Origin of the sequence: Ewingella americana ATCC 33852, from assembly GCF_000735345.1 — a bacterium.
GTDB classification, from domain to species: domain Bacteria; phylum Pseudomonadota; class Gammaproteobacteria; order Enterobacterales; family Enterobacteriaceae; genus Ewingella; species Ewingella americana.
On sequence record NZ_JMPJ01000074.1, the window covers coordinates 22,407 to 35,136 of the forward strand.

A 12,730-nucleotide genomic window follows, 5' to 3' on the forward strand; every position below is an offset into this window, starting at 1 on the left:
TCCCCTGCGCGGCTGCAACAGTCAGCTCTTCATGACTTGGGGAAAATCGAAGCAGGAACCCATTGCGACGCAGGAATAAAGCAGATGAAGCAAACGCGGTTCTCTTATTTGCATCATTGAAACATTTCAAGTCGCCTGAATGCTCAATCATATCTTTGTAATAATTGAGCTGTTTACACATTGAAAAAGGGGTTCTGTTTGCACAGAACCCCTTGGTTTTATTAATTGTTAGCTGATTTTACCCAAAACTATTTTATACAGGTGTAGCTTTCGCCTTCCCAGTCTTCAGTGCGTCCCACATTACCGTAAAGATCGACGGTTCTGGTTGTCCACTGACCAGCATAACGGTACCACTTGTCTAAATATTCGCCGTCACTCGTCGATTTGGTATTGTAGTTGCCGCCACCATTTTTAAAGTCGGCAAGGTCAGTTTCTTCTAACACACGCCCACCGCCGTAAAGAGCACATTTCGCCTGTGCTCCGGCTTCGTTAGTGTCGTTCAGATTAGTCATTGACCAGTAAAAGCGAGTGCCAACCTGCACAACCGTTCGAACAGTAATATTCGCCGTTTTATTGCCAGCGACGGCCGTTGCGGTAACCGTTGCCGATGTGTTTGTCGATGCAGTACGTGTGATGCCGGACAGCGTACTGACTGCCTGACCACTGCTGTTGGTGGTTGATGTTGCATTACTCATGCTGCCCGAAGTGGTACCCCAGCTCACGTCAGCGCCTTCAACCAGGTTGTTATGTGCATCTTTCACCGTGGCGGTATAAATTGCCCCTGCGGTGCCATTACCAATGAGATTTACCACGTTTGAAGCCAGCGTAACGACTTTCGCCGTGGCGATATCCCCCTTCAGCGTGGCGGTAGCCGCCGTCACGCCGAAGGCTGCGCCGCCCACTTTGGTGGTGATGGTCGTAGAGCCGGACGTCGTGCCTTTTAGCGACGCGCTGTAAGTGCCGTCGCCGTGGTCGGTTACGAGGCCGATGGCGCTGTTAGTCAGGCTGCTTAAGAAAGTGACCGTCAGACCCTTGACCGGGTTGTTATGCACATCTTTCAGACTCAGCGTGACGGTAGAGCTGTCAGTGCCGTTTGCCACGAAGCTGTCCGGAGCGGCCACCAGCATCGAGTTTGCTGTAGACAGATTGCCGCTGTCCGCCGTCAGAGTGACAGAGGCCGCGCTGACGCCAAATGGCGTGCCGCCAATGTTGGCGGTGATACTGCTATCACCCGCCGTGGTGCCGATCAGCGACGCGGTATAAGTGCCGTCGTTGTGATCGGTTACGCCACCCACACTGCTGTTAGGCAGGCTGCTGTCAAAGGTGACCGTCAGGCCTTTCACCGGGTTGTTGTGTACATCCTTCAGGGTCAGCGTGATGGTAGATGCGGTGGTGCCGTTGGCCACAATGCTGACCGGGTTTCCGACCAGCGTCGAGTTGGCCGTAGACAGGTTGTCTTTGTCCGCCGTCAGAGTGACAGAGGCCGCGGTCACGCCGAACGGATTACCATCAATGGTGGTGGTGATATTCGCGGTACCCGCCGTGGTGCCGATCAGCGTTGCGGTATAGATGCCATTGCCTGGGTTGCTCACGGTGCCTACGCTACTGTTCGGGAGGTCGCTGTTGAATGCGACGTTCAGACCATCCACCGGGTTGTTGTTGCCATCCTTTAAAGTCAACTGAACAGTGGAACCGGCGGTGCCGTTAGCCACGATGCTGAGTGGCGCAGCTACCAGCGTCGAGTTCGCCGTAGACAGGTTGTCTTTGTCCGCCGTCAGAGTGACTGAAGCTGCTGTCACGCCGAACGGATTACCATCAATGGTGGTGGTGATATTCGCGGTACCCGCCGTGGTGCCGATCAGTGTTGCGGTATAGATGCCATTGCCTGAGTTGCTCATGGTACCTACGCTACTGTTCGGGAGGTCGCTGTTGAATGCGACGTTCAGACCATCCACCGGGTTGTTGTTGGCATCCTTTAAAGTCAATTGAACAGTGGAACCGGTGGTGCCGTCCGCCACAATAGTGTCTGGGGTTGCTGCCAGAATAGAGTTGGCCGCAGACAGGTTATTTTTATCTGCCGTCAGGGTCATCGAGGTCGCCGCCACGCCAAAGGCGCTGTTCTCCACCGTGGTGGTGATATTGGTGGTTCCCGCGGTGGTGCCGGTCAGCAGTGCGCTGTAGGTACCGTCCCCGTGGTCATTTACCGTGCCCACGCTGCTGTTAGCAAGGTCGCTGTTGAATGCCACACTCAACCCCTTAACCGGGTTGTTATTCGCATCCTTCAGGTTCAGCGTGATCGTCGCGGTTGTCGCGCCATCGGCCACAATACTCGTCGGAGCAGCGCCCAGCGTCGAGTAGGTCGGAGACAGGTTATTGCTGTCCGCCGTCAGAGTGACAGAGGCCGCGCTGACGCTGAACGGACTACCGCCGACGGTGGTGGTGAGGGTGGTGATACCCGCCGTGGTGCCAATCAGCGACGCACTATAGGTGCCGTCATCGTTGTCAGTCACTGTGCCCATGCTGCTGTTTGGAAGGTCGCTGGCGAAGCCCACGTTCAGGCCGCTGACGGCGTTGTTATGCGCGTCTTTTAGGCTCAGGGTAATGATGGATGCTGCAATACCGTTGGCCACGATGCTCGGTTCACTTGCCGTCAGGGCGGAATTCGCCGTTGACAGATTCGTGCTGTCCGCTTTCACGGTGACCGTGGTCGCCGTCGCGCCAAAGGTGCTGCCGCCTACGTTGGCGGTGATGCTCGCCGCGCCCGCCGTGGTGCTGGTAAACTGTGCGCTGTAAGTGCCGTCGCCGTTGTCGGTCACGGCACCAAAATTGCCGCCAAGGCTACTGCTAAAGGTGACTGCTTGACTCGTAACGGGGTTGTTATTGCCGTCTTTCAACGCCAGTTGGATGGTTGATGCTTCGATGTCGTTTGCTACGATAGTATCCGGCGTGGCTGCCAGCGCGGAGTTCGCCGCAGACAGGTTGCCGCTATCACCTTTGAAGTTAACCACCGGCGCATTGATGCTGCCGGAGTTACCCACCGATGCCGCCACCTGCGCGGCTTCTGCCACGGTGTGCTTCAGCGTCACCGTCGCTTCGCCGTTTTCATTGGTATCGCTGCTATTTGCAGACAAGCTGCCTTTGTCGTTGCTCCAGTTAACGGTGAATTTCGGCACCGGGTTGCCGTTGGCGTCTTTCACCACAGCCTTGAAGGTGGCGAAGTCGACGTTGTTGGCGACCACCTCGTTTTTATCCACGCCGAGGTCGCCGTTGTTTATGCTGGCAGTATTGGCGTCGGCGATAAAGTGGGTATCAATGCTGCCCGAGTTGCCGTTTTCCAGCGTGGCGGTGACGGTGACTTTCTCGGCCACTTTGTTGATGAAGCGGATACCCACTCGGCCTTTTTCATCGGTCATGGCATTAAGGGATGAGCCCGGTGCCACGGTAGCTGAGCCTGTCAGTGAGAAGGTCACCGGCGCGTTAGGCAGCGGGTTGCTCCCTGAGTCGGTGATCACCGCATTGACTTCATTCATTGAACTGTCGTTTGCCGCGCTGTTGTCGGTCGCCACTAAAATAGCGCCGCTGTCGATATGGCCGGTGGCCGCATCGGCAGACTGGGTGATGGTGATGTCCGGTAAGGCGATGTCGTTGAACTGCGAGGAGACCACCGCAGTGCCTGCGCGGGTACCTGCCGTAACCACTGCCTGATAAACGCCCGGAGAAGTCTCTTCAATCGGGCCGACGACCGCCGACTGCACCGGAGCCGTAGAGGCCTGCTTAGCAGCCAACGTCTCTTTGATGGAAGAGGTTAAAGATTTGCCCATGCCCGGCACGGGATTGCCTTCGGCATCGAACAGGCCGATGCTCAGCGTCGAGGTGTTGGTACCATTGGCTGTAATCGTGGTTGGGTTGGCGCTCACCGTGGTGGCTCCGGCGCTAACCTCGCCCACTTCCACATGCAGCTCGCCGGTGGCGCTGCCGCTGTTGCCTTTGGCGTCATAGGCCACGCCTGCGAAGCGATAGACGTTGCTGCCCGCTGCCTGATAGGGCGGCATAGTGATACTCAGTTGGTTACTGCCAACCTGCGTCAACGAGCCGCCTGCGGCGACCAGCGACGAGGCATCCCAGTCGATGCGCTGCAGCGGGTTTTTGGTTTCAACGGTGAAGCTGACCGGCACCGTGCTGCGGCTCTTGCCCGAGGTCTTCTCCGGCACAACCAGCTTGACGGTTTCCTGCTTGCGGTAGTCGAGCACGATGCTGTTGTTACGCTCAACCAAATCGTAGCGAGTGCCGTTGAGGGTGCGCGACGCGCCCACCAGATTCGGGTCAACCTGCTTGCTCCACGACTCGCCGAGACGATAGTTCATCTGCAAGGAAAGCTGGGAATCGCTCTGGCCGTCTTTACCGGCGCGGTGCTGCGCGGCGAGGGTCAGCAGAGGAATTGGCGTGTAGTTGACGCCGCCGGTGAAGGCCCACGGATCTTTCTGGCGATTATCTTTGCCGAACAGGGCGACTTCGTCACCCTGGTACTGCTCATACATCACTTTGGCACCGAGCTGCGGGAAGCTTGGCAGCCAGCCTTCGGCGCGCAGGTCGTAACCGTTAGCCGGGCGCTCGTCGTAGTCTTCAAAATCGCGCGACTGATGCCAATCGCTGAGGCGAATATAGCTGTTGGCAGACAGTTTTAGGTAGTCGCGCCACGCTTCCACACCGACGCCCATGCGGCGGTTCTCGCCGGTAAAATCGTTATCAAAGAAGGTGTTAGCGCCGAGCATCCAGTCGCCGGTGAAGTGACGCACGCCGAGGCCGAGGTTACCTGTGTTGCGTTCGTCCTTGTGGCGGAAACCAAGCTGGGTGAACAGAATATTGTCTTTATTTTCATACAGCGGCACCAGCAGGTCAGCTTCGCTGCCCTCGGTTTTAAACTTGTCGTCTAGATTGAGCTGGACGCGGGCGGTGCCGAACTGGCCCAGCCACTCCTCAATGGAATTATTCACCGCGCCGGTAGCAGCGGAGCGCGCCATGCCTGCGGCATTGCCTTCGGACAGGGCCGAGCCGGAAGAGGCCAAAGTGTCAGAATGATTTTCAAAAATTGATTGGGCATTCAGGTCGTTATTACCAGACTGATACCATTTAGCAGCAGGATCTTGTGCCGCGTGAACCAGGGGTGCATAGGCAAAACTCAGAGGCAAGGCCGCCTGAGTGAAAATCGTCAGCCAGCCGACGACGGCCGTGCGACGCTTAATAAAGTGCGCAGATGAAACCTTCATAATATGTACTCATGAGAAGTAGGATTTTATTAAAAGGAATATATGCTGGTATTTAGAGAAGGCATTCCTTTTAACCAGTTCCAAATGAATGAGGAAATACAACATCCGTATTGAGTAAAAATATCCTTATAGAAAAGAATTTTTACTGGGTGTATTAGACTTTATTAAGAGGAATCGCAGAATAAGAAAAGTCACCATGGAATGTAGGAAATGGACTACTAGGCCGTGCCAATATCTTTTTGGATGAGTAATGTTCTTATAAATCAATAGATTGATAAGTTTCTTCCGCTATTAGGAGAAGGTGATGGCGAATAAATATCAGGCAAGATGGTGGGTTATTCTCATCGCCAGTGCTGAGAAAGTTCATGCGTGGTGAATATATGCAGGGCTAAATTCCGATAATGGGAATGCTGGGTAATTTCTTAGAAAAATATTGCCCAACTCAGGGGCGTTTTCAATTATAAATGGCACGTTCCCTCTACAGGCAATTGGCCTACCTTCCTTGTCTGCAACATTGTTTATGGTCTTGAAGCAATCAGTTAACCCTGCGGCATACTGCCTACGCAGCGGCAGACCCTATTGCTGACGGATGCGTCCTCGGAAATCGCCTCATTGGCGAACTTGCCGATGCCTACCGCCCTCGCCTCATCCAGTCGCTGGCACTTGTTCCCTCATCTTGCATACCAAGCATCTACTTTTGGGCTAGCCGGGTGGCTTTTTTATTACGGGCTTGGTCATACTTGCGACTGGGCAGCTTAAAGCGGTTGACCTGAGATCCTGTCAGCGCCGGGCAGGTCACGGCGTGCCCCTGCAACTCGAGCATGCTCTTCAAGCCTTTGAGTAATGGACACAATAAATCGCAGAGATAATGACCCTTTATTTATTATTTCTTCATATGTTCTGTTAATTATACCGGATTGCCGTGCAGGTGGTTTTATAAGATACTTGTTCACGTCAAGTGGTCGAAAAAAATAACATAACTTCCGACGTTGGGTAATTAGTATAGAAGAAGTGGTTATTTTGTGAGTAAGCGTTAAATAATTATTGGTCATTGTATTTGATGTCATGCCATTTGATTGCTCTGAAGTATTATTAAAAGTTTTTTATTGTTATAAGTTGAACATAAATTAAATTCGCCTTAATTATTAGCCGTGCGGTATTGCCCCTAATTATTATGCGATGATGAGATTAGCAGCAATAACGACCGACGCAGAGGGCTTTTCTAAGAACAGGAAACGGATCGCTGCGTCAGGATGGGAGGATCCGTTCTCAAGTCGTCTGCTTAACGAAAATATATTTTTTAAACGTGTAACTAATGGAGATTTACCACTATGGAAAGCAATATCAAATCAGTACTGAAAATGACCTCTCTGGCTTGCCTGTTGGCGGCCACCACTTCTGCGATGGCAGTTCCTCAGGCCACCCTGCGCATTACTGGTACCATCACGCCGGGTGCCTGTTCACCTGTGCTGACCAACAGCGGTATCATCGACTTCGGCGAAACTTCTGTTGACCAGTTGCCGGCCACCGGTACCTTTGCACTGGCGGGTAAATCTATCACCGCTACCGTGACCTGTACCACAGCGACCAAAGTAGCTATGAGCTTTGTAGACAACCGTGCAGACTCCGTGCCTACTCATACTAATGAGCCGACCGCGGCAGCTACAGCCTTCGGCCTGGGCAAAGCGGGCGACATCAAAATCGGTTCCTATGGTCTGAGTGTTACCGCTATTCAGGGTGACGGCACCGCCGGCGACCTGCTGATGAGCTCCGACAAAACGACCTGGAGCAAAATGACGCTGGACACCTTCGCCAATAACAATACGTCGCAGCAGTACCTGACTTTTGCAGCAACCGGAAGTACGACACCAAAAGATGCGACGGTATTCACCTTTAGCCTGAAAGCGACACCGGCGCTGAGTTCTGCACTAGGCGGTATCACCGAAACGGCGAACCTAGACGGTAACACCACCATCAACTTCGAATATCTGTAACAGAGAGAGACGTTGATAAGCTAAATGATTCGGTCCAAATAATGGGCCGAATTAATAAATAACTTAATCAAGGGATGCGATTGAAATGACCAGCAAGGCAATGAAAAATACATTGAAAGTCTCAACACTATTTTGCCTGATAGTAGCGAGCTTAAATACCATGGCTGCTCCAGGTCCTAGTACGAACTTGTCGATAAAAGGAACGGTGAAAACGGGTGCCTGTATGCTCACGCTGGAAAATGGCGGTGTGGTGGATTACGGAAATATAAGCACTGATGATCTTAATGAAAGGGATAACCAGCTGGAGCATAAATATATAAATTTAAATTTCACATGCGCTACGGCCACCACTTTTACTTTCTCGGCGATGGATAACCGTAATACTACAGAATCGAACGCAATTATTAAAGGAGCTGGTATCAATGGTGATGATCAGAGAACTTTTAACGTTCAACAATATGGACTAGGAAAGAATTCGAGCGGACACCCGATCGGTGCTTTCGCAATGGCCTACGATTATACCCGAACGGTCGCTAACGGAAAGTCAGTACGTATAATGTTTAGCAACAGTGGAAGTCCATGGGGTTACCCTTTAGCAGCGTTCGTTAATGGCGATAATAATCAACAGTTTGCTTTTACAAGCAAGGAAAATGACAAAAAAGAATTTATAGCAGTAACTACAGCAGTCGTGCCGGTTAAAATATCAGCCGCATTGTCTAGCCGAACAGCATTGGGAATAAACGAACAAGTGCATATGGATGGAAATGCAACATTTAGTATAAATTATTTATAATAAAATCATCATTTTTTAGATGAAATGTAGTCAGGGGCATTTTTTGATAAATTTTTAAAAATAAGGGTGAGTGAGAAATTGGCACTCGCCTTATCCTACGTGTTTGATGACTTTCTATATGACTTAGGTCATCCCCTAATAACAAACCCATATTTAATTATATTGCGGAGCAAATAGGGTATGCGGATGTAGTTCCCCTGTAAATATGTCTCCGGCATAGTTATGCGGAGTGCGAAGCGCGCACAGCCAGTCTCCAAGCTTTGGGGGACAGACCGGTCTCTCGTTTAAAAATGGTATTGAAAGCACTCACCGAAGCATAACCCAGTGAGTGAGCCACCACGGCAATCTGCTCTTCTCCTTCGGACAATGCGCGTTCGGCAAGACGCACGCGCCATTGAGTCAGATAGGCAATTGGGGTCATGCCCGCAATTACCCTGAAATTTTGCGCAAAGGTGGTGCGTGACATGGCACAGGATTTAGCCAGCTCTTCCAGATGCCATTTACGGGCCGGATCGCCGTGTATCAGCTGTAATGCCGGAACCAGACGTTTATCTGCAAGTATCCGCAACCACCCAGAAGATAGAACATCGCTGGTTTGCACATATTCTCTCAGGATATGAATAAACAGTAACTGCGCTAAGTGCGCGGAGGCCAGCTGTGAGCCAGCCCGAGCGTTACGGCGCTCCAGCACCAGTTGGTCGAGCAGCCAGCGAAAAGAGGCGGCTTGGTCTGAGGCTGCCGGTATGTGGATCCACGGCGGGAGGACATGCATTAGCAGCTTGCCGCTGGTGGGATTGAGCAGTATATGGCCCCCAATATGCTCAAAATCATCCCCTTCCCCCACGGCAACATCGACTTTACCTGCACCAGAAAACACGCTCATGGCGTCAACTGGCTCAACATCCGGATGGCTAGCGAGGATAAAAGATCGCTTGGCGCTCAGCAGCCCCACATCCCCCGTCGAAAACCGCACCGGGGCTGGCTCCCCTTGCAAAATGACCCAACAACTGCCTTTTACGATGGCGAAAAATTTGATTTTATCCGGGGCAGGAAAGCGCAGCGCCCACTGACCACCCGCGGTAAAACCGCCAGTAACCAAAGACTGGGCCTGCGTGAGCTTGATGATGTCAGAAAATGGATCATTGTTCATTTCCGTACTATCCAGCAACTAATCCGGACTATCAAGGATTTTAAGTACGCCCATCCTCCTCTAAGCTGTTTAGCAACGGGATTAATGCGACACAACATCAAGAGGTTAACGTGATGAGTAAAGAAAAAGTATTGGTGACGGGCGGTACAGGTTTTATCGCGCAGCACTGCATTATTGCTTTGTTGAACAGCGGCTATCAGGTTCGGACCACCGTGCGTTCTCTCGAGCGCGAGGCTGAAGTCCGGCAGCATCTGCATCAGGGCGGCGTTGACGCGCAGGATAATCTGACCTTTGTGGTCGCTGATTTGATGTCGGACGCGGGCTGGGACGAGGCGGCGGCAGGCTGTACTTATGTCATGCACGGCGCGTCGCCTACCCCTTCTGGTGGCCAAGTGACGGAAGACGATTGGGTCAAGCCGGCGATTGAGGGCAACCTGCGGGTTCTGCGTGCGGCGCATAATGCGGGGGTTAAACGTGTGGTTCTAACCTCGGCGTTTGGTGCCATCGGGGTCGGCCACCCGGCTGATTATCGCCGCCCTTTCGACGAAAACGACTGGAGCGACATCAGTGGCGATGTCTGGCCTTACCAGAAATCAAAAACCTTGTCGGAACGCGCCGCGTGGGACTTTATCGCCAGCGTTCAGGGCGAACTTGAGCTTGCCTCTGTTAACCCGGTTGCGGTGCTAGGCCCGGTGTTGGGCGGCGACTACTCCCACTCCACTCGCATAATAAAGAATATGCTGGAAGGCGAGCCGGGCTGCCCAAACATCAACTCCTGCTTTGTCGATGTGCGGGATGTGGCTGATTTGCACTTGTTGGCGATGACCCATCCGGCGGCCAATGGCGAAAGATTTCTTGCCAGCTCGGGTAACAGTCTGACTCTATTGCAGGTGGCGCAGACGTTGCGCGATAACTTGGGCGAGGAGTCTCGCAAGGTATCGACTCTGGCATTGAGTGATGACATGGTGCGGGCCGCCGCCGATAAAAACCCGGTCATGCTGGGGATGGTCAAACTGCTGGGCGTTGATATGAATGTGACCAATGCCAAGGCACGAAGCTTGTTGGGCTGGGCGCCTCGCTCCCCTGAACAGGCGATTATTGCCACGGCGAAAAGCTTAATTGAACTGGGACTTGTCGATAACAAGTAACTTTCTTTCGATGAAGCGTCGTCATGGCGCTTCATCAATTATTCACTTAATGGGTAAATCAACTTCATCGCTGATCATACAATTTCACTTAATCCTTGGCTCTCCCCCTGCATTCTCTGTTAGGGTCTTACCCTGAATTGCTAATCCAAGGTCCCCTACATGCTCCTGACCCTCGTCTACCGCAGCCAAATCAGCAGCAACACCCAGCTTGATGATTTGGACAATATGGTCGCTAAAGCCAGCATGACCAATAGCCAATCCTCGGTCACCGGCATCTTGTTGCATGATGACACCCACTTTTTCCAGCTGTTGGAAGGTCCAGAGGACGCCGTAGACAGCATCTTCGCTAAGATTGCTGCCGATAAGCGCCATAACAATGTGGTGGAGCTGATGCGTGACCATGCCCCTGCTCGACGCTTCGGCAAGGTCGGCATGGAGCTTTTCGACCTCAGAACCTACAGCGAAGACGTGGTATTTCAGGCCGTGCTCGATAAAGGCACGTCAAAGTATCGCTTAACCTACGATGACCGCGCATTGCAGTTCCTTTCCACTTTTGTGCAGGCGCGCGAAAAAGAAAACTATCTTGATATTCCCTCGCCTGAGAGCTGGTCCTTTGTGGTCGATAGCTCTCAGTCCTACCCGGTGCAGGCATCGTCTTCCCCAGAGTGCAGCTATGCATTCCAGCCGGTGGTCGATCCGCTGAAAAAGCAGATTGTTTCATTTGTCGCCACGCTCTGTGACCCGCAAGGCGGCTCGCCGCTGGGGTATTACGCGCGGTCTGAACATAAGAATATCTACAGCGCTGATCTCGAGTCCAAGCGCCACGCGTTCGCGATGGCTAGCGAATTCGGCATTGGTGATAAAAGTCTGACTATCTCACTGCTGCCAATGACCCTGTCCAATGCGCCGAACGCGGTGGAGTTTCTGCTGCAGGAGATAGCCGCCAGCGGACTGGTGCCGGAACAGGTAGTTATCGCCTTAACTGAAAACGGCTCAGTTACGGCGGAAGAGCCGTTTTATCTGGCGATGAAAAAGCTCAAGGCTTCCGGCATGCGGCTGGCGGTGGAGAACTTCGGCGCAGGCTCTGCGGGCTTGCTACAGCTGACCCAGATGCAGCCCGACAAGCTGATGATTGAACCGAGCCTTATCCAAGACGTGCATAAAAGCGGACCGAAGCAGGCGATTGTGCTTTCCATCATTAAGTTCTGCTCGTCGCTTGAGATCTCGCTGACCGCCACCGGCGTAGAACAGGTCGAGGAGTGGATGTGGCTAGAAGCGGCAGGCATTTGCCATTTTCAGGGCAGCCTGTTTGCCAAGCCGGGGCTAAATCGCCTGCCTCTTATCGCCTGGCCCGAACTCGATGACGAGTTTGGCCAGCGTGAGAAGGTGGTGTAAAACCCGCAGCCGCTCTGGCCTGCGGGGGAGAGTCTATAACCTTGTGGGCTTGAGTTCTGTCTGGCTCATTTTATAGTGAAGTAAAGCGATTCAAAAATTCGACAATCAGCTTTGTGGTCAGTTGTGGCTGCTCTTCCGTGATCCAGTGGCCACATTCAGGGATGATTTCCTCCTGAACGTTTGCCGCAACGCAATTGATCACTGAGCCAATCATTGGGCCGAAAGAAGCTGAACCGCCCAAAGCCAACACCGGCATGGATAATTTGCCCTTCATTCTCAGTTTCTCGTTGTTTATTGCATCCTGACTGAATGCCAGAAAATGAGCGAAGCTGGCTCTCATCGCGCCCGGCTGAGCATATAACTGCGCATAGTGCTGACGCTTAGCCTCGTCGAAACGGGCGGGCTCGTAAGAGAGTTCATTCCAGAATCGGTCGAGATAAATCCGTTCGCGCCCTTCAACCATTCGCTCCATATCATGGCCACCAAATCCAAAATGCCACATGCTTGGGTCTTGGAGGATCTCCTTCCATGGCCCTATTCCCGGCAAAGGAGCATCAATAGCTACCCACTCACTCACCCTTTCAGGATGTGCCGCCGCAAAGGCGTACCCGACCATAATGCCGATATCATGAGTTATTAATCTGACCACATTTATGCCTAGGGCATTAAGCACCCCGGCAATATCGCCTGCCTGTGTTTCTTTATCGTAGCCAGATTCGGTCACCGAGGAGAGGCCCAAACCTCGTAAGTCTGGGATAATAAGCGTGTGATCTTGAATTAACGCGCTCGCCAAATGGCCCCACATGTCACCCGTTGTGCCAAAGCCGTGCAGCATAAGCACCGCGGGGCCACTTCCCCCCATTCGCACATGTATGGAGGCGCCATTCACCTCGATTTTCTGTGAATGCATTGAGGTTGGGAAAGGATAAATACCGTCTACTGGTTCATATTCGCTCATATTTAAACTCCACGCGTACTGTTTT

Annotated in this window: 7 protein-coding genes; 4 read left to right on the forward strand and 3 right to left on the reverse strand. The window is 52.6% G+C overall.

Annotation, left to right across the window (positions count from 1 at the left end; translation table 11 throughout):
* Positions 1–248: 248 nt before the first annotated feature.
* Complete coding sequence (locus GEAM_RS20865; RefSeq protein WP_034795617.1) at positions 249–5,267, reverse strand: inverse autotransporter beta-barrel domain-containing protein; 5,019 nt, start codon at positions 5,265–5,267, stop codon at positions 249–251.
* Positions 5,268–6,598: 1,331 nt separating this feature from the next.
* Here GEAM_RS20865 and GEAM_RS20870 point away from each other — a divergent pair.
* Both GEAM_RS20870 and GEAM_RS20875 read left to right on the forward strand, forming a co-directional pair.
* Entirely contained in the window at positions 6,599–7,261 is a 663-nt protein-coding gene (locus tag GEAM_RS20870) for a DUF1120 domain-containing protein (protein WP_034795620.1), read from the forward strand.
* An 85-nt stretch (positions 7,262–7,346) separates the two neighbouring features.
* A complete protein-coding gene (locus tag GEAM_RS20875; RefSeq protein WP_034795622.1) occupies positions 7,347–8,054 on the forward strand; it encodes a DUF1120 domain-containing protein in 708 nt (235 codons plus the stop codon).
* 220 nt (positions 8,055–8,274) lie between these two features.
* Here the strand turns inward: GEAM_RS20875 and GEAM_RS20880 are convergent, their stop codons facing one another.
* Positions 8,275–9,204, reverse strand: coding sequence for an AraC family transcriptional regulator (locus tag GEAM_RS20880; RefSeq protein WP_034795625.1), 930 nt, complete (start codon positions 9,202–9,204; stop codon positions 8,275–8,277).
* Between the two features lie 113 nt (positions 9,205–9,317).
* Here GEAM_RS20880 and GEAM_RS20885 point away from each other — a divergent pair, with 113 nt between their 5' ends.
* Positions 9,318–10,352, forward strand: a complete 1,035-nt coding sequence (locus tag GEAM_RS20885; RefSeq protein WP_034795627.1) for an SDR family oxidoreductase — start codon at positions 9,318–9,320, stop codon at positions 10,350–10,352.
* Positions 10,353–10,511: 159 nt separating this feature from the next.
* A complete protein-coding gene (locus GEAM_RS20890; protein ID WP_034795630.1) occupies positions 10,512–11,747 on the forward strand; it encodes a diguanylate phosphodiesterase in 1,236 nt (411 codons plus the stop codon).
* A 70-nt stretch (positions 11,748–11,817) separates the two neighbouring features.
* Here the strand turns inward: GEAM_RS20890 and GEAM_RS20895 are convergent, their stop codons facing one another.
* Positions 11,818–12,705: an alpha/beta fold hydrolase gene (locus GEAM_RS20895; protein WP_034795632.1), complete on the reverse strand. Its 888-nt coding sequence runs from the start codon at positions 12,703–12,705 to the stop codon at positions 11,818–11,820.
* Positions 12,706–12,730: the final 25 nt, after the last annotated feature.

Excerpts from the sequence above, each read along its gene's own strand:
- GEAM_RS20890 (WP_034795630.1), top strand. The coding sequence starts at position 10,512 with ATGCTCCTGACCCTCGTCTACCGCAGCCAAATCAGCAGCAACACCCAG.
- GEAM_RS20895 (WP_034795632.1), bottom strand. The coding sequence starts at position 12,705 with ATGAGCGAATATGAACCAGTAGACGGTATTTATCCTTTCCCAACCTCA.
- GEAM_RS20885 (WP_034795627.1), top strand. The coding sequence starts at position 9,318 with ATGAGTAAAGAAAAAGTATTGGTGACGGGCGGTACAGGTTTTATCGCG.
- GEAM_RS20880 (WP_034795625.1), bottom strand. The coding sequence starts at position 9,204 with ATGAACAATGATCCATTTTCTGACATCATCAAGCTCACGCAGGCCCAG.
- GEAM_RS20865 (WP_034795617.1), bottom strand. The coding sequence starts at position 5,267 with ATGAAGGTTTCATCTGCGCACTTTATTAAGCGTCGCACGGCCGTCGTC.
- GEAM_RS20870 (WP_034795620.1), top strand. The coding sequence starts at position 6,599 with ATGGAAAGCAATATCAAATCAGTACTGAAAATGACCTCTCTGGCTTGC.
- GEAM_RS20875 (WP_034795622.1), top strand. The coding sequence starts at position 7,347 with ATGACCAGCAAGGCAATGAAAAATACATTGAAAGTCTCAACACTATTT.